Below are 23,645 nucleotides of genomic sequence, written 5' to 3'. Positions count from 1 at the left end.
TGAATGTCTGAACGTGCACTGGTTCCTGTCACTGGAAGATGCTCAGGAGAAGATCGAGCACTGGCGGCAGGAATATAACCAGTACCGGCCACATTCCTCGTTAAATAACCAGACTCCGGCAGAATTTATCCGAAGCCTGCAAACAGGCCCGGATCTCTGATTTATCCTGGCACCGATATTGGGAAGGGATCAAACAGGCCCGGATCTCTGATTTATCCTGGCACCGATATTGGGAAGGGATCAACAGGCCCGGATCTCTGATTTATCCTGGCACCGATATTGGGAAGGGATCACTTCATCGTCACCTTCTCAGGCATTTCATCCAGATTATCTTCCCTTAATCCCATTGTAAGTACACCGGTTTTATTTCCAGGCTGGTGTCATAGCCACATCCCAGATACACACGCAACAAAATGAACACGTCTTCGCGCTACTGGCCGCCGCGCAACCAACTTTTGGCTTCACTGGGTCATCACGCGCAATTTCAAAAACTAACTGGGAGCAGGTCACAAAATGATTTATAGGATCGGAAGTGACCATATTTCCCGCTTTCCAAACGCCCCCTTACAAGATCTGGCAAGATATTTACTTTTAACGTAACCAAAAAGGAAGATCCTCTGGCCCTAATACGTCATATTGTTCTGACGGTCTATTAATATCATCAATGTAGTAAGGTGCATCTGTGAATCCGATTCTTACAGGTATATATTCCTTAAAACTTTGATAGTAAGCCTTTGTGCATTCCAGCCCCTCATTAAAGGCTTTAAATAAGTGTTGAAATATCTCAGGCAAGTATTTATTTGAAAAATCTAACCGAGTGCTTTCATCATCAATCCCAACTAATAACCAGTTGATACTAATTGAATGAATGCTCGAAAACTCAGTTTTAATAGAGTTTAATTCGTCTTTAACCTTGTAAAGGTCATAGTAATCCAACGATCTTTTATAAAGTTTATCTGATACAAAAAATATTTGCCTCCTCTTACACCGTCTTCTAGTAAGAAGACAACAAGATCAAAAAAGCTTTCACATCAGACACAGGACCAATTTCGGTCAATGTCATCGCTGCATGGATTCCAACATTTCTCATTCTGTTTTAAACCTGATAGAGGATGGAGCAATTGCACCGTTTGATTTATCGACGATACCTTTAACTATTTTTACTCTTTCCGTAGCTGAAATATTTTGACCACGAATGTCGATCACAATATCCTGCCGCATTCCCTCTGGCAGATTCTTCTGTCGTTCAACAGCCTGCTTCGACACATTATTGATCAAACCACTTTGATTTTTTCTCGATATTATAATTTTTTACTTCAACGCTACAGATATTTCAATGACACCAGTCAGGGCGGACGCTGCCTTTAGTACCTTAAGGAACTTCTTTACCGTCTTTGAAGGTTACTCCAGCAATCTTCAGCACAGTGAACAAGTCCTGGTAACCGCACAATGGCTTAACAGATATCTGCAGATCATCCTCAAAGACCGCTGACTCGGGCAGCTCGGTTTTACCACGGTACAGAAACTTGAGGTTATTACACAACCGGGGCTGTTGATCATCCGGTTAATAACTGAAGAGTAATTTACTGATATAAAGTAATGTCACGCCAACAAGGGCGGGATTTCTGTTTGGATTAAGCCAAAAGACTCGGGCAGTTTTTTAATGAATTCGCATTTATCTCCAGTATATTCTCTTGATATATCTTGGAAGATCTTCGTAATATTATTCCTATCGTCATCATTTAATGATTGCAACTCTGAGGCCATTTGTTCCATCATTTCTACCGCTAAATCTGGATCGAGTTGCCCCTCATCTGTGAACTCTAAAAATATAGCAAGATTAGCTATGATTTGTACTAGTTTAACACTGCTATTCTTTGACAACTTTCACCTCTATGTTTCTGATTCCTAAATCATCAAACATCTTTTGTGCTCGATTGGCCTGTGTTTGACTTCTTACTTCCCAGCGACCAGTCATTACATTATTTTTCAAAATATCAGATTGCCGTAATGCTTGATTTTTGGCTTTCTGAGTTGTAACAACAGATATTTTTCTATCTATCATTACATTTCCATCTATACCATCAAACCGAACAGGTTTGCTTTTCCCGTTGGCATCAATACGGTCAATGCTCGGAGCCTGCCCTTTCTGTGTTTCAATATTGGAATGAGCTTCCGATGCCGAATCATTATAATCCCTTGCCCTAGGGCTCATGCTTGCATTTTCATCAACCCATTTTACTTTTATCTCATCGCTGGCTTTGTTGATCAACTTCGATTCTTCAGCAACATCTCCTTTAGCCAGTGCTTTCTCTGCCGCTTTCAGTACACCTGCTGCAACACGCTCTCCCGGTATCAGGGAAGCGGCCACGTTGAGATAATCCAGTGCTGACTGTGCCTCCGCTGCACTTTTCATAGTACCCACCACTGGCACAAAATCTAAGCCAGCAATCGCAAAACCTTTCAGCAACTCATCACGATTTGCATCTATTATTGCTCCACAGGCTTCAGCACTCAGCCCGGCGCAGTTCTTCGCTTGAAATTCCTCCACGGCTTTTACAAGAGATTTTTGCGCTTTGTCGTACTTCTCTTCTTGCGACATTCCCGAGGCTTTGTTTTCGAAAATGTCGCTCAGCGCATTATTCTCCACGTTTAGGAAACCCAGCCAGTAAACCAGGGTTCTGATCTCAGTTCAAAATATCTACTGATACATTGCCAGTGTCGAAAAACTCTTTAAATATTCTGACAACAAGATCAAAGTCTTTTATTATTTGTCGCTCAGGCCAATAATCACCTAAAAGCAATATTTGCTCATTCGGTAGAGATGAATCCCAGTAAAAACGGACCTTATAGTCATCGTCAGTTTCTTCACCAAGAGTTAGTATATAATTGTCGTTCTGTGCTCTTACCTGAAGCATATCAGGTCCTATATTCCCGCCATCAAGGATATCAAGAGTCAGAGTTCCAGCATTACCTTTTAGTTTACTTAGGCATTCCTTAACCTCTTCCCATGAAGGAGATTTTTTTTTCCCGCCTTGACTATTAAGAGTCCATTTTAGGGATAAGTTCATTTCTATTTTTTCTCCTTGATGGATTTCATACCAGGCTGCCAATATAGGATCGTATTGGTTTTTTCTTCAACTATTGTTAAAGATTTCAAACCCGCTTTATCTGCCATTGCGGCAATATCACCTTTGCAAAAACCACATACAGGCTCTAATGATACGGTTAATGTCATATCACGGCCTTTCGTGATACCTTGTTCAAAAGCTTGCTGAATAACCCCAATTTCTGCATGAGCTGTCGCCATATTTCCATTTGGGAAGGTTCTACCTTCACTTTCAATTTTTGCTACAATCCTGCCGTTAATAAGTGTTGGTCGACTTGCATCACCAAGGAAAAAGTCAGGCCTACCGCCTTGGTTCGTATCAGCAAAGACTGTACCTGTTTGAGGGTCAGTCAACTCTGCCGTCACTTTAGGATTTGCAGAAGGTGTTCTGGGATCAAGAGGTTGAGAATTCTCTGCCCACCCAGTACCTTTATTTGGAGAAACAATACCTGTCTCTCCTTTCGATATAACGCTATTCCCAGCTACACCACCAAAGATTGCCGCAGTACCCAGCCCGAGATTAAGTGCACCTTCTCCGTACTTGCCGTCAATGACCTGACCAATGCCCGTTCCCGTCTGATAAGCCCCACCTACGGCTAATGCTCCACGAGCAATTGCACCCGGGCCTCCTGGTAAAGCCAGTAAAGCGTCAGTGCCAATAGCAGCCTGACCAGACTGAATACTGTACCCTTGCAGATAACGAACAGCTTCATTATAGGCCTGTACATTATTCGTAGACGCCATAAACGCTCCTCCACTAACAAGTACTTTTATAGCCTCAGCAGCCTTTTGCGGTGAATATCCGTACATTGTCTGTAATTCAAGACCATATTGGTTGAGTAAACCGGCTAGTTCTTGCTTTTGCTCGTCACTTAGTGGCTGACCTTGCTGGTATTTATCCAACAAAAGATTGCTGGCACGGTCTTCATTGGTCAACCTCACGATCGTCTGCGAAGCTTCTACCAGGTTCTTACCGGTTTTCTGGTCTTCGATCGCTTTATTCAGCGTTTCAGCTTTGTGTGGACTAAGGAAATTATTCTCAACTCAACCGACTGACTTATAAATAACCCCTCCAGATTTTTGTAAGCTGGGGGGGCAGTTATTTTAATCTCTTCCTATTCACTATATCCAAAAGCGTCTCAAGCTCTTTACCATACTCACTTGGTTCAAAGTCTTCAGTTATGCCATTTAGCATAAATTCATTTGAGATCAAGCCACATAGATCTTCGATCTCATTCGGTGTGAGCAAATTATTCATTATTTTCGATGCAATCATTGAATGATCTGAACCGCATAAAGTGGCGATTATTTGTTGATGACGTAGAGTTAAAATATTACTCATTTTGCTGTCCCCGATGATGATTTCGCCCAGCCAGTAACGACTTTACCTTCGGCATTGATAACAATAACTGCATCATTTCCTGTATATCGGAATGTAGGACCATATTTTGATGGAACATATTCAATCTTCAAAGGATTTGACCAAGCACTATTCAGCGCTGATTGACTTACCCCTATGCCTCCATCTCGACCAGCAACTTGATCTAATGCATGTTGTGAATAGCTAGTGATCTTTGTTGGTGCTTTAGCCCCTGCGGCTTGTTCAGCACTTAATTGCATATTCAGCCTTGCACCATTAAATGCACTTTCTGCCGGGCTACTAGGAATAGTCCCTTTCGCTCCAGTCGTCGGAACTTCCGGCGTTACTGTCTGGCCTGGTTTCGGTAAACTTCCCACACCCAGCGCACCATAGGCGGCATTTGATAATCCGTCCGCACCCGTCTTCAACAGTGACGCTTCCAACCAACCACACTTCCCGGCGCAGTTATCAATGATATCAGCATACCATTTTGCTGAGTCTTCATAGGCCCGGCCAACCATATTATCCTGTACCCGTAGCTCTGTATAAGCCGCTTCATTCAGGTCAATCGTCGCCCGCATTTGCGTCACACACGCACTGTCCCCCGCATCCCAGCAAGATTTCAGCTTCTGGATATTATCAGCCGATTCTTTGGCTAAATACTTCCTAACACCTTGTTCACAATCGGTATTTCCATCACAGGATTTCAACTTTTCGGTATACGCTTTTGGTCTTCCTTCGCTAAGGAAGTTATTCTCCACCGTCGTCTTACCCGACTGCGCACCTGTAACCGCATCAGCAGTGCTGTCTCCCGTCAGACCACCTGCAAGGCCCGCTGCTAATGTGGCCAACGCACTCACCGTTTGCTTCTCGGTCTCAGACAGCTCGCTCACCGGTTTGCCGTAAGCATTAAGCGCTATCATCCCCATCATTTCTGCCGTCGCGGCCCCCGCAGCACCCACCAGCGCGTTATTTCCCTGTGCCGCTGCCAGCGCCGCATTCACCGCGGCATGTGCCAGAACTTTACCTGCATCGTCAAGGCCGCTGCTGCCGATAATGTTCGCAATATAAGGTGCCGCTCCTCCCGCCGCCGCCCTGGCGATATCACCACCCGCCAGACCCTGCACCGCAGCGGTAGCCGCCTGGAGCGCCTGCTGAACCTTACCGCCCGTTCCGAATCCGCTGTCGGTGAAGGCCTGATTATAGAAATTCTGGTAAGCCTGACTGCTGATATCGTCGGTGGTGGGCTCTTTGCCCGGATTTGCTTTCCGCCACTCTGCTTCCGCCGTTTTTAGTTGGTCCGGTGAGACATCCTTCATTTTCTCATTTGCGGCTTTCGTCGCGATTATCTGCCCCTGCGTCCTGGCAATATCTATTGTCTGGCTGCCAATTTCCCCAATCAGCTGCGCCTCTTTCAGCCGGCTCTGCTCCTTCTCTTTATCAAAAATAGGGGAGAGGGTCTGGTTGGCGTGCTCGACGTCGCGGCTCAGCTCACCCACGTCTTGCTTCTGATTGTCCTTATCGCGGATTGTTATCGTGCCATCAGACACTGCGGCTTTGGTCGTGGAACTATCGCTTCCGCTGCCGTTAACGCCCACCAGCAGGCCGTTGGCCATATTCCCCACGAACTGCCCGCCGATGTTTCCACCCGAGCTAATCCCAACGCTTTGATGTTCGACTTCATATTCAGCGCTGTTTTTGATATCGCTGAACCCTAACGTACCGGTGTCGAGTTTGTTCAGGTTGCTGTCCGCCGTTGAGCCGATAACCGCACCGTTAAGCTGCGTATGCTCACCGACGGTGATATCAAAGCCGCCCTTACCGGCAAAGATACCCGTTTGCTCCTGCACACTCTCGTAAGTGCTGTGCATTTTGTCCCGGCTCAGGTTAAGCGAACCGCTGCCGCCGCTCATGCTCACACTGCCGCCTGCGCTGGCATTCTGCTGTTTTGAGTCGTACTTGTCGCTGTCCTGCTCGCTGGTCAGGGTCAGGTTACGGCCCACGTCCAGCGTGACTTTTTCGCCATTGGCCTGCGCACCGGTCAGCGTCGTGTCGCGACCGCTGCTGATGGTCAGGTTATTCCCGGCATTGACGGTGGTTTCATTATGACTGGTGCCGTTGCCGCTCTCGGAGCCTTTGCCTTTATTGGCGCTGGCGTTCAGGGATAATCCATTCGCCCCCTGACCGAAGTTAATGCCCACGCCCACTGACGCGCCGTGGCTTTCATTTTTGCCTTCAAGCGTCTGGCTGTTCAGCCCGGAGAAAAGATTCACGTCCCGCACAGCACTCAGGTCCACATCTTTCCCTGCCTGCAGCTGGCTGCCCTGAACGTTAATATCGGTTCCGGTCGCGTGAATGTTAAGGTTATTGCCCGCCGTCAGTGTGCTGCCCTGGCTCTGATTCTGCGTGCTGGTCTGCGTTGATTTTGAAGACTGGCTGCCGTACGAAAGGTTGACGCCTATCATGCTGCCTTCACTGCCGCCCGCTTCCGCCAGAGACGCCGCCTGCGCGGCCTGCACGCCGCTGAGTGCCGATTTCATTCCCTGCAGGGCGGCCAGACGACCGCTGCTTTCCGTACTGGCATCGTTGGCGCTCGACACAGCCGTATTAATTGCGCTGCCCACCGTACCGGACAGGGCGAGGGTCAGGCCGCTCTGTTTTTGTTCCAACGTATGCGTCTGCGAACTCTGGTTATCTGCCGCCAGAATGTTCACGCCTTTACCGATCAGGTTCAGGTCTTTTCCTGCCAGCACGTCTGAACCTTTCACGGTCAGGCCGTTACCGGCCGTCAGGTTAACATTGCCCTGTGTACTGCCGACGGTGCTGCCCGTGCTGCTCAGGGTTTTGCCATCGTCGGTGGTTTTCAGGCTGTTGGTTCCTATGCTCACGCCAATGCCACCGGTGCCGGAAAGGCCCGATTTTTTCTCGCTGTAGAGGTGTGATTCTTGCTGCGCAGTGGTAGCAGCGAGAATGCTCAGGTCATTGCCTGCGGCAAGGCTGACATCCTGCGTACCGACCACGTTGCTGCCTGTGACGGTCAGGTCATGCCCGGCCTTCACGTTTACGCTGTCTCCGCTCAGCTGGCTGCCGCTGGCGGTCTGGTTATTGAAGCTGTCCCGCACTTCGGTGGTGGTTTTGGAACCCAGGCTGCTGCTGCCCGTGGCTTTATAATGCTGATCGAAGGTCTCAGTATCGGTGCCGTGCTGAATGCTGATGTCATTGCCTGCGGCCACGCTGAGCTGCTGGCCGGCGGAGATATTACCTGCCGTCACATTCACATTATGTCCGGCGACCATTTGTACATCACCCGCGCCAATCACCTGACTGCCAACTTGCTTGCTGGTGGACTGGTGCAGCCAGTTATCTCCCCAGTTGAGGTTATCCGTGCTGCCGGTGGTCACCGTGTTTAGATTAAGATCACGGGCTGCCACAATGGACGTCGTACCGCCATCGCCGCTATTGATAACCTGCGCACCCGTCAGGTTGACATCGCGACCGGCCTGCAACGCGAGGGAGCCATCCGGCTGCTGAACGTAGAAACCGGCCACGCGGTCAATGGTGTTGCGGGCAAAGTCGCCACCCGCACTCTCTGCGCTGCGCGTGGTGGTGAGGGCGTTAATATCACGACCGGCAAGAACGGACAGACTATCGTTGCCTGAGAGCATGCCGCCCACGTTGTTGATGTCCGTGCGCGCCTGCACGGCGACATCATTCCCCTGGATAAGCCCGCCCAGGTTATTGATATTGTCCGCCAGGATTTGAGTGTTTTGCTGTCCGGTGATCTGGCCGCTGTTGGTCAGATCGCCGCTCAGGTTCAGACTGACATTTTTACCGGCCAGCAGTGCGCCGCTGCCATCCACATCGCCCGCCTGAACCATGGCGTACACCTGCGGAACAAGCACCTGCTGTGTACTACCATCGGCAAGCCGGAGGGTCTGAGCAACCATCCAGACCATGTCGCCGGTCATATGACTCATCTGTTCGGCGGTCAGCGCCACGCCCAACGTCAGGTTATATTTTTGACCAAAAGCGATGCCTTCATTCATCAACGCTTTGTACTGTTCTTCATCACTCTGCGCGCCATTAAGATAGCGCTGTCCCGTCAGGGCAATGACCTGTTCGCGGATAAGTCGCTGCTCGTAATACCCGTCGCCCAGACGTTTAAGCACATTGTCAGTATTGCGGGTAAAGGCATCCATCATGTAGTCGGAGCCCAGCCATTTTTTCTGGTCAGTAAAGCGCGGATCGGTTTCGACCAGATAGGGACTGGTACTTTCCGGATGCGTGCGGAACAGGCTGTTATCCGGCAGGCGGGTGTTTGGCCCGATGGCGCGAACAACGCTTTCCGAACCCCCAGTTTTCACTTCGAATGTTTTACCAGCGGGCAGGGTAACCGCGCCTGGCATGACCGTGATTAAACTGCCTGCATTGGGCCCCGAATTGGGCAGAATATTCAGGCTGTCTGCGCGTTGAATATTGCCGTTAATATCACCGTTCTGGTGATCCGTAATGCTCAACCCACTGCCTTGCCCCTGAGTATATTCCTGCACCGTGCTGGGTTTAAGGGTGATGGCCTGGATCACCGTCGGCGGTACATAATCTCTGGTATCAACGTTTGAAGAGTCGCCGCCTTTGCTTTGATGACGGGAATAGAAAATCGCTTTACCCACATCGTTTGTCTGCCGGTTTGCTTCAACCTCCACATTATTGACGGTGGTTCCCTGAAGTGCCAGTGCGCCGCCGGCCACAATCTGGCTTTTGTCGTTGAGTACATCATTGGCATTGATGCTGAGGTTGCCACCCGCAATGATCTTCGCCGGGTCTGTTTCTTTGACCCGGTCTTCCGTGATGGTGCGGGTGTAGGCGTAGTGGGTGAAGCGGTCACCGTCGGTGGTGTGACAGATAACGCCTTCAATACAAAGAATATTAACCTCATCCTGATAGATGTAGATGGTGTAATCTTTGTCGTTATAGCGCACGCCATTTTTCAGACGCGAGACCTCATACTCAGAAATGTCTTCCTGAGAAACCAGTACATTCTCCAGTGAGAAGTGGTCATTGATATTGTTGATGCTGGCAATGTTCAGCGCCATATCCCCCGCAGATTCGAGGGTCGCGCTGTGGTTGTTCAGCGTCGTGGCCTGACCTGTGGCCTGATAGTCACCATTGAGTGCGCCGCCGACGGCCATCAGACCGTCGCTGTAGATCAGTGCATGATCGCGGTTATTGATGGTAGTCGCGCCGATATCCAGCCGCTGCCGTGCCGCAATAGTCGCTGCCTGCCCATTCTCCGCCAGATTGTTCAGCGTGCCGGTGCCAATGGCCAGCGCGTCACCGTAGATGCGCCCGCTGCCGATATTACTGACGGTCTGTCCGTTGATGCGGGTGTAAAAACCGTCAATAAGCCCGTAGTTGGTGACCGTCTGCGCCGCATTCACCTGCGTGGTGCCTGCGTTGATTTCCGCCGCCGCGCCATTGAAGATGTTATTTGCCGACAAGGTGAGGGCGCTGCCAGCCTGGATCAATGACTGGTTGGTCAGATCGCCTTGTGTCGTCAGGCTCAGATTGTTATTGGCCTGGAGGCTGCCGGTGTTGAGGAAGTCTTGCGCCAGATTGAGCGTCAGGTCGCCCAGCGATAAGAGTTTACCGTCTCCGGTCATTGCGTCGCCGGACAGGCTGATAAGTTTGCCCGCCTCAATATCCCCGGCGCTGTTAATAATTTGCTGAGCCTGTGCGTCCAGATTGTTTTGCGAACTGAGCAGGCCGGTGCTGTTATTGAGTACGCCGCCGAGGTTCAGATTAAGGCCGTCATCGGCCAGCATTTGCCCGTTGCTGTTGTCCAGATCGGTGCCATTGAGAGTCAGCGTGTTGCCCTGGATCCCCAGACCGGCGGCGCGGGTATTTTGATTGAGCACTTGTACTGCGTTGAGGGTGACATTGGCTGCACCGTGAATGAGGCCTGCACCGTTATCAATCACCGATTGCGCCGCGCTGAGGACCATATCCCCCAGTGACTGGATTTGTCCCTGCTGGTTATTAATGTCGCCCGCCGTAAGACTCAGCGCACCTTTGCTGGCAACTTGCCCCTGCTGGCTGTTATCGAAAGCGGCAGTGGTGAGTGACATTGCACCGCCGGATGCCAGTAACCCATGCTGATTGTTGAAATTAGCAGTATCCAGTGACACCCGATTTTGTGCACTCAGCGTGCCGTCCCGATTATCCAAGGCAAAACCCTGCGTATTCCACTGGACGTTTTGCCCGGACTGTAATGTGCCCCATTGATTGTCCAGCGCGTGGCTCATGGCAACGATATCGCCCAGCGCCATAATCTGCCCCTGCTGATTATTTACATTCTCCGCATTGAGGGTCATTTGCCCGTTGCCAATCATCGCGCCTTGCTGGTTGTCCAGCGCACCGGCTTTTACGGTCAGATTGCCCTGGCTGGTGATGCCGCCCGTGCTGCCGCTGCGGTTGTTACTCAGGGTTGCCCCCTGCGTATCTATCAGCAGATTTTTAGCGCTCTGAATAAGCCCGCCGTCGTTGTTTTGCAGGCCGCGGTTGGTCAGTGAAAGATCGCCCAGAGCGGAGATCTGACCGCCATTATTATTGAGCAACGACGTTTGCAGCGAGGTATCGCCGCCAGCCACAACTTTGCCGCTTTGATTTTCAAATGCGCCGCTGTCAGCCGACAACGCCCCCGTGGCGACAATTTGCCCCGATGAGGTGTTATCGATGCGCTGGCCGTGGGTATTCAGCGTTAATGCTTCGCCGGACTGCAGTAAGCCCCCCTGATTGTTCAGCGCGCCGCTGCTCAGGGAAATAGCCTTATCGGCCAGCCATTTTCCCGCCTGATTATTCACATTGCCGGTGGTAGCCGTCAGCGATTGCGCCGCAATTTGCCCGTTGTGGTTATCAATGTCACCCGTCGCAAGCCGCATGCTGCCCGCGCTGATGATGCCGCCCTGAGCACCGCTGTCGGCATTGAGTACGGCTGCTCCCCGGCTATTGAGATTTAACTCATCCCCTGACTGGATAAGGCCGCCGCTGTTATCAACCGCGCCGCTCAGTGAGGTTAAACCCCCACCGGCGGCAATAATGCCTGCGCTGTTGTTGAGTGTACCGTCGAGCGTCAGTTGCAGGTTATTTTGGTCAGATGCAATCAGCCGCCCTTGCTGGTTATTCAGCTGCGCGGCGTTAAGCGACAATGTGCCTTTTGAGGTGACAGCACCATTCTGGTTATCGAACAGGCCGGTGACGTTCAGATTCATCGGCCCGCTGCCGCTTTGCGTCATCTGACCTGAGTGGTGTGAAACCGTATCGGCATTCAGCGTAATTCCTGCTGCCTGCGTCACCGCATTATCAAGGTTCAGTGCCGAACCGTTCAGGCCTAATGCACCGTTGCTGACCAACGTGCCCTGTGCGCCATCCATCTGGCCGGTATTCACCGTAAGCTGGCCGTCTCCGGCATGCAAAATTGTTCCCTGCTGGTTATCCAGCGTGGCGCTGGTTAAGGTCAGATTTTTGCTGTTACTGGCGAGTGTGCCTTCACGGTTGTTAATCCCCCCGGCATGAGAGAGCTGCAGGTCCTGTTGCCCCAGCTGCTGCACCGTGCCTTTCTGGTTCGAAAGGCGGTTCGCTGTCAGGTTAAGCTGATCGGCGGCGATCTTGCCACCGTCGTTATTGAGCATTCTTTCTGTGCTGGCTGTCAGCTGATGCGTGGCGGAAAGATTGGCGTTTGCTGTGCTGATATCACCGGTGCTGGCCTGCAACGTAATCGTGTCGCCATAGGTCTGGCTGCCGCTGAGATCAACGGACGTGGCACTGGCGTTCAGCTGACCACCGGCCATATTTTGCCCGCCTGCCTTTAATTCACCACGGCTGGTCAGCGTTAAATTCCCTGCAGATGTCAGCTTACCGTCGCCTGTGATACCGGCCGCGAGTATGCTTTGCGCGCCGCTGTTAATACCGGCAGCTGCAATGCGGGTGTCAGTACCTGCGGCAATAATGCCGGTGTTAATGAGGCTTGCCTGAGTCGTGATATTCGTATTGTTTGCCGCATAAACTTTCCCCTGGTTATCCACCGTCGACGATGCGGCCAGTTGGATATTTTGCGACGCATTAATTGCGCCGCTGTTGGTCAGCGTGCCGTCGGCATTGACCACCACATCACCGGCCGACGCGCCCAGCGCCCCGGCGTTATGTACACCGACGCCGGATTCCGTCCCCATCAGGCGAATTTTGTTGGCATACATGCCGCCAAGCTGCGAAACGTCAACGGCCAGTTGTGGGCGGACGCTGCCGTCATCCGCTTTTTTATCAATGCGCTGGTACGTTGCATCGACCTGATTACGCCCGGTCGTCACGTTCAGTTCCTTCGCCCAGATACCGGCGTTCACTTTAACGGCGCGGGAAATCAGGTCGGTGCTGTCCTGCTGGCTGCTGTCGAGCCCATTGCCCTGAATAACAATTTCGCCCCGGTCAACGTTGTATCCCGTCAGCTGACCATTACTCATCTGCACCTGACCGGTGGTCAGCGTGGCGCGGTTCGCGTTAATAAAGCCGCAGCCGTTACAGGTAATGCCCGAGGGGTTGGCAATCACCACCTGCGCCTTTCGCCCGGCGACTTCAATAAAGCCGTTCAGTTGGCTGGGGTCGCGTGCATTCACTTCATTGAGAATGACCTTCGCTTCGCCCTTTGCCAGCCACGGGTTGCCGTTAACCATTCCGGCAATTTGCGTTTGGGCGTTGGCGTGTGAGTTATTGAGCACCACGCCTTTTTTATCCACATCGAACTGGCTGTAGACATTGCGTGACACACCGGCCGCGCTGGGGGTCTGGATATTGACCTGCGGGGTGCCGTTGGCGCTGTTAATAATGGTGGGTTGCTGGCCGCCCGGCGCACTGCCATCAGCGACGATTCCCGCCTGCACCGGCTGGACAGCCCCCAGCGCAAGCAGCACGGCAAAACTCACGCCATGAACTTTACCAATCAGCTGGCTGAGGGTATGACCTGTCCCGGATGAAGACGACGACGCGCCTGCCCGGCCTGAACCGGCAATATCCGCCACGACCATCAACAGGCCACGCGCTTTGTTGAAAACAATACGGTAGAGATTCTTATTCATGACAGCGTCCTTGCTAAAAAATAAAGTTTTGCAGCGTTATGAAGTTTTGTTTTCTTCTTCCCCGGAGCCGATGCAGCACTGCAACCTTTTCAGGGAATAAGAAAATGAAACTCAACATCCCGGTATTAACCGGGATGTGTCAGGTTAGAAACGGTAGCCCACGCCGATATTGAACCCGTTAATGGCATGAGATTTATTGCCATCGTCGATGCTGGAACCTTCGTAACCAATATCGACAGCAACATTCTCAATCGGGTTAATCTGCACACCAGCACCATACATAAAGGATGTCTTGGACTGACTACCGTTTTGATCGCCCATATAACGGTAACTTCCTGACTCATAATTGGTCCAGGAAGAGGTGTAATCGACTTTGTTATAATTGAGTCCGAGCAGGCCATAGAGGCTGATATAGGAATTAAACCGGTAAGCGGGACCTACAGACAGGGAGTAATACTTAATGTCCACCTTGTTCTTGATAATATCTTTGGTCAGCTGATAAGAATAATCATCATTGCCGCTCATATACGTGAATGAACCGATAACGCTCAGCGGTGAATCCCACTCATAACGGTATTTGATGTTCACCCCGTTAAGGTTGTTAACATCTTGAATTTTACTGTGCGCATAGCCCAAAGTGACCGTTTGCTGACTTGCATGTGTCAGGGTACTCAAGCCGAGAAAGGCTGCAATCGCAGAGGTCATCAATAATGCTTTCATAAACAAATCCTTTTATTTCTGATGGTTAATAGTAGTTTCATAAAATTCCCGGCTCAGGCCAGGAAGTAAAGTGCCCTTATTTATCCGTATTTATCCGTTGGATATTCAGGAAGAGAAACAGATAATGGATTGCCCATACGCCAGGCAATGGCCTGTTGATGGCTGACACGGTCGCCTTTGAAATTGATGACTCGCTGGCCTTTTTCAGCCCCTCGGTGATAGAGCGCCCGGAAGCAGCGCTCGGGGAAAAGGGCATTCACCACCAGGCGACGCATGGCCATCGTCTCGCCAAAAGGGGCGATCCAGTCGCGGATCCACATTCGTTCGCCGCTGGCCCAGTCACGGTCCTGCACCCTGATCGCCGGTTGTGTCAGATATCGCCGCTCGGCAATATCGTCCAGCCACATCCAACTGAGGAAAAACAGCGGCTTCGTGTCGCGGCTGACTAAGGCATACTGCTGCCTTTTAATAATGGGCAGAAGCACCGTCGGCAGCGCATGAAGGGGTAAATCGCGATGCTGTGGTGAGTGCATCCATAACCAAACGGCAGCACCGAAAGCTTCAGCTTCGCTCATTTCCCCACCAATGATCATGGGTGAATGAACGTCATAGGGCCCTATTTGCATCCCCGCCTCTCAGTATTGCCAGTTGAGGTTAAAACCAAGTGAAACCGGATCGGTTTTGAAACCATCAGGTTTGGAGAATGGCACGGCGGCAAACAGGTCATAGCCTGTTTTAAATGCTGAACCGCGAATACCGATAGCGCCCCCGGCCAGGTGGTTACCCACCAGATATTGCGTGCCATTGCCGCCAACTTCACCGTAGTCAACGCCCAGATAAAGTTCCTGCGCAAGAACCGGCGTGGCCCAGGCGATATCATTGCGCACGAACCAGCCGCGGTCGGCATTCAGCGTGCGTTCGCCATCAAAACCGCGCACCGTCCAGCGGTTGCCAATAGCAAACTGATCCTGCGGCGTCAGTGGTGTATTACTGAACTGCCGCTGGTATTGCACGTTGTAATGGAATTTTTGATTAGCCAGCGTGAATGGGATATCGAGCTGAGACGAAATTTGTACGATTTTGCTCAGTGCCGTGGCATCGCCAAAATTTTCTTCAGGCGCAGGCATCGCACCGAACCAGCGGGTACCGCGCTGGTAACTGATGCCCGCATCCAACGTGGCCTGAGCAATATAGTGGCGATGCTGCAGACCCACGCGCCATGCCGAGGTGCGGCGACGCTGTACCTCGACTTCCGTATCATCGATGTAGTTTTTCGACTCGCGGGCCAGCACATCGTAACTCAGAGTGGTTTTCTGACTGCCGTTACGATGCAGAACGCGGCTTACCTGGAAATTGACGTTGTTGCTTTTGCCGCTGTAGCGGTAATCACTGTTTAGACCGGCCACCGTCTGGTGATAGTTATAGCTGTTGGCTGTCATGCCAAACATCCAGTAACCGACCGGTACGGAATAGTGGCCGGTGATATTATCCGAGCCTTTTCCGTCTTTACTGTCCAGGCTGCTGCTGCCGGAGAGATAGAACAAGTCGCTGAGCGAGAAGGGATTATCCAGTGACAGCGTCAGGCCCCCCTGATAGCGCCCGGTGCTGCGGGTACCAGAATCATCCAGTGAAGCGCCAACCCGCCACATGCGTTGCTGTTGCCAGTGCAAGGCAATACCACTTTCCCCCGGTTGGCTGCCGGGCAAGATTTCCATGTTGGCCTGCACTGTTGGCAACCGCTGTAAATTCTCCAGCCCCTGTTCGATGTCGCGCAGATCTAACAGCTTGCCTTCATGGGCGGGAAACGCGCTATATAGCCTGATGTAGTGACCGCTGTCCGGCGTCAGTTTTACCTGCCGGACATTACCCGGCACCACAACCAGTTTAAGTTCGCCACTGTTGAGATCCTGCTGCGGGGCCAGCACGCGGGTGGTGATGTAGCCGTGATCAATCAATCGGTTTTGCAATGTGCTCATCAGCAAGTTAATGCCTTTTCCACCCAGACATTTGCCTGCTGCTTGATTCGCGAGATGCTGTAATGGCAGCCAGTGTGGCAACGGATCCATGCCCGTCAGCGTCACCTGCGAAATAGCAAAACACGGTGTCTCAGTAGGAAAAGTGGTGCGGCCGAAACTGCTTGATGGCGGGGAGAGTCGAACATCGGGTTTTTGCGGGTTTAGCTGCTGCTCAAGCGCACGCTGCTGTTCTTGCTGGTGAATAAGCTGCCGGTCACCGGCGTTCAGGGCTCGTTCAGGGTTATTCCCCGCAATATTTGGCACCGCTGAGTTAATCAGCGGGGGCGGAACCTCCGGGGCGGCAAACAAAGGCAATGACCATAATGCCAGCAGGGCAAAACATGGGCGGAAACGCGCTAGACGCTAGATTAGCATGGTAAATCACTACATATCCTTATGTATGGAACGCAAAAACATCCGTTTTATGTCTTACTTACTTTCATAAATTTACACTTTCCGTACAAAATTTCAATGAAATGGCCAGGGACTATATAAAAATTTTAGAATTGAGATTGGTCGACCATTTCCCCCTTCGTGCGGATACCGGGCACCACACTGATCCCTGATGATGTGAGCGCTGAGGATTATGAAAAGGGTCCGCCATGAGAGCGGAGAATTTCTACCGGAATGAGTTATGTTCAGGAATGAAATGCAAAAAAAGAGTTCGAGTTTGCGATCCATTATCAAATTTTTGCTCTACATCTTAGTTTGCAACCTAATCAGATGTGGGGTCTCCTTCCGATCGGGGGGACCACGAGTCGGCCAATTAAAGAAGCGTAATAGTTAATTTCAACAGGAAAAAACCATCGTTGATACTGTTTACCCTGCGAGCCAGACTGACCTTAGATATCCTGTGCCTGAACGCCACTTTCAACCCAGACTGGTCATACGCATGATTTCGGTACAACCCAAAAAATGCCTGGTCTCCCTGAGCGCATGACGATACAGAAATAAACGAACCGCTTTATTAGACTTCAGCTCCGCCAGGCGAATTATTTCAGCAATGACATCGATATAGCTGTGTGCACGGATAGCCATAACGGTGTTGTACTGAGATGGCTTTGTACCCGTTGGTAGTGTCTGATTTTTGTACGGATTTTCGTTTGTGGGTACAAGTGCGGGTACAAGATCTAAGTGTTAATAATAAATCATATTGAAATCAGTTGGTTGATTGGCGAGTTCGGCCTTCGCACCATTAGTAAGTAAATAGACCTCAACTGAGGTCTTTTTTTATGCCTAAAATTCAGTAGATTAGCTGCTTTTAGCGCGTCATGGCTCAATCTGATTCTACGGACATCAACCTACATCAAGTACTCTCTGTTGGTACATGTGTTGGAATGCACTTGATGGTACACAGTCAAAACGAGCGGCTAACCTGCGCCCACACCCGAGGCGTGCGATCCACGTCGCTTTGTGCATCGGCATTACCCAGCTTCCATGCCGCGACCGCCATCAAATGCCAGTTGCCGGCAGACAATGTCGAGCCCACACCCGTAGCAGAAAGGCTGCGATGATTTTCGCCGTCAACCCACGTGTTTTTGTTAAGCCGCACTTCGCCATGGTCGACGAAGGTGAACAACTGCACGATCTCGGTCAGTGCGTAACGCAGTTCGGCGTTGGCCACATACCCCTGGTCGCCCTGTGCTTCGCCTTCTGGATAAGCCCGCACGCCATACGCGCCGCCGAGGCTGATTTTTTCAGAGGAATCAAGGTTGCCGTCAGCCCATTGGCCTTGGATCTGACCATAAAAACTGAGCCTATCCGTCAGGCGCTGTAGGCGCACGACGCTAGAATTGATCTTCTGAAAGGTGCCGCGAGTCTTGGCAGTTAGATCATCCAGCACTTTGTCTTGCGGATTATCCAGCGTCAGGCTGCCTTGGCTCCAGGCCAACGAGAATGCATTTGAACCGCCGCCCAAAAAATTGTCGCGGGCGTTGCCGTTGAGGCTGGCGGTCACGACACGCGAGTGTTTGTTACTTTTATAGTCGTAAAGATCGATGTCATCTTTTAAGCGTTTGTCATCGAATTGCAGTTGCGCAGTCAGGCTGAAATCCCGGAGGCGAATCAATGGCTGCTGCATAAACACGCTGGCAATCTTCGCGTTACCCGAGGCATCAAGATTGTTAAAGTTCCTGGCTAACTGATAATTCATGTACGAGTAAGCGACACCGACTTGCGTCGCCCACGGACCGATCGGCAACTGATATGCTGCCCGGAAGTAATGCTGATCTTCATCAGAGCCCATGATCCGCATGCTGGCCTGATCACCAATGCCTAACGGGCTGGCGAGGTTCAGCGTACTGCCCAGACGGTATTCACCGGTGAAGCGGTTACCATAGTTGTCCAGATCGACTTGACCCGAAACCATCGGCGCCGAGTGGGCATCGACCACCAGGTCGCTGGCACCAACGGCTGTGCCGGGTTTCAGCGTGGACTGGACTTCGACGCCGGGGATTTCCTGAAGCAACAACAGACTGCGTTCCAGGGTGCCCGCGCGCACCGCTCCACCGTTTTTCAGCGCGTGGAGCGGCGCAGCCAACGTGCCGTCGCTGATGCGCGAAGCGTTATTAAGCTTCACTTCGCCAAAATGACCTTCGAGGATGGCGATGGTGACGACGCCATTTTCCACGTCCTGGGCTGGCAAATAAGCCCGCGCCAGCGGGTAACCTTTCTGTCGATAAAATAGGGTGATACGCCCAGCCGCTGCCTGCAACTGACCAAAGCTGACCGTGCGATTTTGCAGGTCAGCCAGCAATGGCAGCAGATCGGCACTGTTGATCGCCTGATTGCCGCTCAACTTGAATTGCACGACCTGCATCGTTGGCCCGCGGGTCGTCGGGTTGGTGTCCGGCGTGTCGGGAAGGTTCAGTTCCAGCGTCTGGCGCGGCGGTAAAGCCGGCGGTTTAGTTTGGATCTCACGGATCGATTGACCAGCGTCCGGCACAATTTCAGCCTTGGCCGCACCTGCAGTTAACGTCAGGAGAGCCAGGGCAACTGGAGTAAGACGGATACGCATAAATCAAAGTCCTTCTGGAAGGCGCAAGCCTTGCTCAATTACGCTATAGAGGCTGTTGGACGGCAGCTGCACCGCCAGAGACGTGGTGGGGGTCGGCAATTTACGCAGAGGCTTGGTGGTCACCGCCGCTACGTTTTCGGGGGCGCTGAGCAATTGGTTTAGCGGTGTTACACCGATGTTGAACGTACCGTCAGTGAAAGCGATGGCGTAATTGCTGTTGTTTAGCGAGCCTTGTTCAATCCTGTATTGACCGACTGTTTCGCCAGCACTGCGCGTCAGATTGCCGTTGAGGTGGTCACCGTTAACCAGATTTTCATTGGTGATCCAAGTCAGTGCTGGGTCGCTGGCGTTGACGATTTTTCCAAGGTTGTTAGCGGTAACGACCAAGGCGCGGGGATCGACGATCCATTGGCCATCGGATGTTTGAGTCACGGTGTAGTTGCCATTGGTTAGGACGCCCTGCACGCTCAACACATGGGTGCCGACGTTGGTGGTGCCGCTAATGCCTGTGCTGCTCAAACCGCTCAATACCGATGCATCTTGGCCGTTGACCAAGCCGATGGCGCTTAGGGTCGGCTGGACATTGGTCGCGCCGTACGTTGAGCTGCCACTGCTGGCAGTGACCGTGACGTGTTTGGAATTGACGGTTAAGTTTCCGGGGCTTGCAAGTGCGACCAGGTAACCCCCCAGGCCGCTTAAAGTACCTTGGCTTGCCTGGATGGCGTAACTGCCTACACTCGCAATAGCCGCTGTTCCCGTCGAAGAAATCGCTAAAGTGCCGGCTACCACGTTAGCCAAGGTATCTGCTGCAAATGCTCCTGCAACACCTGCACTCACTCCAGACGTTGTATACGCAGATCTGACATCTACCGTGTCACCGTAGGTCTTGCTGACGTTTGCCGCGGTGTAGGTGACCGTCGGTTGATAGCGAAACACGTACCGGTTACCGATTACGGAGCTCGCTGGACGGATATTAATGTTGGCATTCCAGATAGCAGTATTGTTGCTGTTCAGCCCAGCAAAAGTATCGGTGGTTGGGGTATTGGAATAAATCACCCAGTGGTGTCCGGCGACCGTTGAGGCGGTAACGGCGTTACTGCCAGCGTTGTTGATAAAGGCACCCGTGGCGGACAGCACCACATCAGACCCGCTGACATGCTCGCCCAATGCGATGGTCAAATCACCTGCGACACTCACGGTACTGCTGCCGACAGCGCTCAGGGACTGGTCAAAAATGAAACCCCCAGCCTGAGTGAATTGCACATTATCGGTGGCGTTCAGACCACTGGCATTGAGGGTAAACAACTTGTGGGAACTGTCTACGCTGCCGCTGGCCGCGTTCAAATCAGTCAGCAGCGAGGACAGAGAGTTTTCATTGCCAATCAGTAGCAGCGTGTTAGCCGTCAGATTGATGTTACTGGTAGTCCCCGTAATACCCTGCGTGAAGGTATTAGCCAAACTGCCGCCGCTTTGCGCGTAGGTGAACACATCAGTGTTCGCCAAGGTGCCGGGCGCGAGCAGACTGTAGTAGTAACCCCCGGCGCCGATGGAGGAGGTACCGACTACCAGACCGTTAATCACGGTGGAGACCTGGCCAGCCGCATCGCTGTTTTGAGCGAAGCCGGAAATGGCTTGCGGTGTGCCGTTCGGATATTGGGATTTCAAATAGGGGTAAAGACCGCTGGCTGTGCCCCAAACGGTATTATCGAAAGAAGACGGTAATACGCCCTGTAACTGTGCGAGGGTTAAACCGGTGACACCAGAAATGACACCGCCGCCAATCCCAACAGTATTGCCACTGGTGACGCTATTCCAGTAAACGTTTGTCACCGTGCTATTGGCTTGATTGTAGCCAATAGCACCGCCAGCGTTACTGCCCGTCGCCCCCCGCACCTGACCGGTGGAATAACTGGAGAAAATAGCACTGTCGTTATAGCCTGCGACCCCGCCAACATTATAGTCAGCCTGGACATTTCCGAAATTGTAGCTATTTGCGAGCGAACTGGCAGTATCGTTAAGACCAACAACACCGCCAACAAAACTGTTGCCCGATATGTTGCCCGTATTGTAGCTGTTAGAAATTGAACCATGGTAGCTGTTGCCTGCTACCCCGCCAACACGCGTATTGCCCGACACGTTGCCGGTACTATAGCTGTCAGTGATGGTGGCGCTTTCGTTAGCGCCCACGACCCCGCCAACGTAGTCACCAATACCGCCATTTACGTTGCTGGAGCTGTGACTGTTTGTAACCAAGGCACTACCGTTATAGCCCGTTATTCCCCCCGTCCAACGGGTGCCCGTTACCGTGCCCATGCTATAGCTGTTTGCAATCGTCGAGTTATTTCCATTAAAGCCGGCGATCCCCCCGACCATCATGCCGGAGGATGACGTTGACACCGTGCCGCTGAAATAGCTGTTTAATATAGAGGAGGAACTCTCGTTCATAGAGACGATACCGCCGACGTAAGAGCCGCCGCTGATCGCGCCATTAACTACACCCAGATCCCGAACCGTAGCCCCCTGATTGTCGCCAAACAGCCCCGTGTTGTTTGCGTCCGGAGCCGTGATGGTCAAGTTCGATATGGTATGACCCAGGCCTTCAAAGGTGCCGGAGAAGGGCGAATCATAATCATAATTGCTCCCCACGAGTGCGTTCGTATATGTGACGCCACTGGCATCCTGGTTACGGGCCAGCGCGTAATGCCCTGCCAATCCGCCTGCCGCTGTTTGGTCTGTAATTGCGCCAGACGAAGCCGGATCCCCGTCGATTCCGTCGATGTCGGCCATGCTGTAAACCAGCGTGTAAGCCGAACCGTTGATGTTCAAACGCTGCCCAGTGCCTTTCGGTGCCGTGAAACTGGCCGAGACGCCTTTGGCAAACGTGAGATCACCGCTGCCACTGCTGGTGCCGTTGCTGTTGTTATTAGTCACCAGCACCAAGCCACCTGCACCGGTGACGGAGACGTTGGCATTGATCGCAATGGAGTGGAACGAGTCCAGCGTTAGGGTATTTGGCGAACTCCAGCTCAAGGCTGAATTAACGGAAATATCACCGAGGCCTGTTGCCGTGGAGGCAATGGTGCCGGTGGTTTGCAGGGTGACGTCGGTGTTCAGGAGAGCGGCGTTGATCGTGGCCGCTGAAGCGTCATCAACATTCAGGTCTTCAGGATCCACCAGCCAATTACCCGTTTTGCCTTTCGTCGCCGAGGTGCTCACCTGGATGCCAGTGAAGTCAACGCGATGGCCGGAGGTTTCTACGGATCCTCCGTCACCGCTTTGCGTACCGCCCCTGGCCGAGAAGTTGCCCTTGGCCACGGTCGTTCCGTTGGACCAAACTACGATGTTGCCGCCTTTTCCCGTGGTTCCGGCGTCAGCCTTGAGGCTGCTGCCAGCATCCACGCTGACACCTTGTGCGTTAGCCAGGGTGCCTTTGCCTTGAGCGTCGCCGCCGACCTTGATGCTGCCGCCACCGCTGGCACCTGAGACATTCAGAGTGGCAGATGTGAGCGCAATGTTCTGACCGGTGATTTGAATCGCGCCGCCCGACACCTGGGTTGAAGAGGCATCCAGGGTGCCGGCGACGTGCACCAGACCGCTGTCACTGCCACCGAGGGAGATCTTACCGTTCTTGTTCTGCAAGCCTCGCGCTTCAATCACACCGGTGTTGTTGACCACCGTCCTGAGCAGCGCATTGCTGGCCGCCGCGGTCATAATGACTTGGCCACCGTCGGCTTGAATCAACTGGCGGTTTTCCGCCAACGCATTCTTGGTCGCTTCATCGACCTGGACGTTAAGCAAGCCATCACCAGCGAAGTCCAACGTCACCGCATTGCCAGCGGCCAATGCTACGGTGCCCAGTTTCGCAACAATCACGCCCTGGTTGCTGACGGTGCCGCCGAGTAACACCACGGCTCCACCGTCGGCTGTGGTAATCGTGCCCTGGTTGATGACGCTGGCGTTGCTGCCATCACCTTTGAACGTGTACTTGCCGTTGGCAAAATCCTGGTTAGAGATATTGAGTGTCGAAGCCACCAACCCGCCGACACTGACGGAGGCGCCTTGACCAAACAGCACGCCATTGGGGTTGATCAAGAACACCCGGCCATTGGCGTTGAGTTGGCCCATGATCTTTGAGCCATCAGCACCGATCACCCGGTTCAGGGCAATCGAATCAGCGCCGGGCTGAACAAAGGTCACTTTGTTGTCTTTGCCAATATCAAAACTCTGCCAGTCAATCGCCATTTTTTGGCTGGACTGGTTGACCGTCAGTTGATGATCGGCCGCCGTGCCAATCTGACCG

General features: G+C 52.3%; 13 protein-coding genes. 1 reads left to right on the top strand and 12 read right to left on the bottom strand.

What is annotated here, in order from left to right:
* On the top strand, positions 1-160 hold a 160-nt coding region (locus ACMV8I_RS12395), incomplete at its 5' end, for an integrase core domain-containing protein (protein ID WP_498865522.1).
* Positions 161-591: 431 nt separating this feature from the next.
* Here ACMV8I_RS12395 and ACMV8I_RS12390 read toward each other — a convergent pair.
* The 12 genes from ACMV8I_RS12390 to ACMV8I_RS12335 form a co-directional block, all read right to left on the bottom strand.
* A complete protein-coding gene (locus tag ACMV8I_RS12390; RefSeq protein WP_498865509.1) occupies positions 592-936 on the bottom strand; it encodes a hypothetical protein in 345 nt (114 codons plus the stop codon).
* A gap of 666 nt (positions 937-1,602) precedes the next feature.
* The gene (locus ACMV8I_RS12385; RefSeq protein WP_498865508.1) at positions 1,603-1,884 is read right to left on the bottom strand and encodes a hypothetical protein; all 282 of its coding nucleotides are present in this window, start codon (positions 1,882-1,884) and stop codon (positions 1,603-1,605) included.
* On the bottom strand, positions 1,871-2,650 hold the full coding sequence (locus ACMV8I_RS12380) for a hypothetical protein (protein WP_498865507.1): 780 nt from the start codon (positions 2,648-2,650) through the stop codon (positions 1,871-1,873). The genes ACMV8I_RS12385 and ACMV8I_RS12380 overlap by 14 nt, the downstream gene beginning before the upstream one ends.
* A 37-nt stretch (positions 2,651-2,687) precedes the next feature.
* Complete coding sequence (locus tag ACMV8I_RS12375) at positions 2,688-3,071, bottom strand: DUF6911 family protein (RefSeq protein WP_463735664.1); 384 nt, start codon at positions 3,069-3,071, stop codon at positions 2,688-2,690.
* Between the two features lie 2 nt (positions 3,072-3,073).
* Positions 3,074-4,045: a cytidine deaminase-like fold-containing protein gene (locus ACMV8I_RS12370; RefSeq protein WP_498865506.1), complete on the bottom strand. Its 972-nt coding sequence runs from the start codon at positions 4,043-4,045 to the stop codon at positions 3,074-3,076.
* A 163-nt stretch (positions 4,046-4,208) separates the two neighbouring features.
* Complete coding sequence (locus tag ACMV8I_RS12365; RefSeq protein WP_497233898.1) at positions 4,209-4,451, bottom strand: hypothetical protein; 243 nt, start codon at positions 4,449-4,451, stop codon at positions 4,209-4,211.
* A complete protein-coding gene (locus ACMV8I_RS12360; protein ID WP_498865505.1) occupies positions 4,448-13,594 on the bottom strand; it encodes a hemagglutinin repeat-containing protein in 9,147 nt (3,048 codons plus the stop codon). The genes ACMV8I_RS12365 and ACMV8I_RS12360 overlap by 4 nt, the downstream gene beginning before the upstream one ends.
* A gap of 144 nt (positions 13,595-13,738) precedes the next feature.
* On the bottom strand, positions 13,739-14,314 hold the full coding sequence (locus ACMV8I_RS12355) for an Ail/Lom family outer membrane beta-barrel protein (RefSeq protein ID WP_498865504.1): 576 nt from the start codon (positions 14,312-14,314) through the stop codon (positions 13,739-13,741).
* Positions 14,315-14,394: 80 nt separating this feature from the next.
* Positions 14,395-14,940 carry a toxin-activating lysine-acyltransferase gene (locus tag ACMV8I_RS12350; protein ID WP_498865503.1) on the bottom strand — a complete coding sequence of 182 codons (546 nt, stop codon included), beginning with the start codon at positions 14,938-14,940 and terminating at the stop codon, positions 14,395-14,397.
* Between the two features lie 9 nt (positions 14,941-14,949).
* Entirely contained in the window at positions 14,950-16,593 is a 1,644-nt protein-coding gene (locus ACMV8I_RS12345) for a ShlB/FhaC/HecB family hemolysin secretion/activation protein (RefSeq protein WP_498865521.1), read from the bottom strand.
* Between the two features lie 1,093 nt (positions 16,594-17,686).
* Positions 17,687-19,345: a ShlB/FhaC/HecB family hemolysin secretion/activation protein gene (locus ACMV8I_RS12340; protein WP_498865502.1), complete on the bottom strand. Its 1,659-nt coding sequence runs from the start codon at positions 19,343-19,345 to the stop codon at positions 17,687-17,689.
* A gap of 3 nt (positions 19,346-19,348) precedes the next feature.
* On the bottom strand, positions 19,349-23,587 hold the full coding sequence (locus tag ACMV8I_RS12335; protein ID WP_498865520.1) for a beta strand repeat-containing protein: 4,239 nt from the start codon (positions 23,585-23,587) through the stop codon (positions 19,349-19,351).
* Positions 23,588-23,645: the final 58 nt, after the last annotated feature.

It is taken from the genome of Ewingella sp. S1.OA.A_B6 (genome assembly GCF_049889095.1).
Taxonomy (GTDB): domain Bacteria; phylum Pseudomonadota; class Gammaproteobacteria; order Enterobacterales; family Enterobacteriaceae; genus Ewingella.
This window is presented reverse-complemented; position numbering and strand designations above follow the sequence as displayed.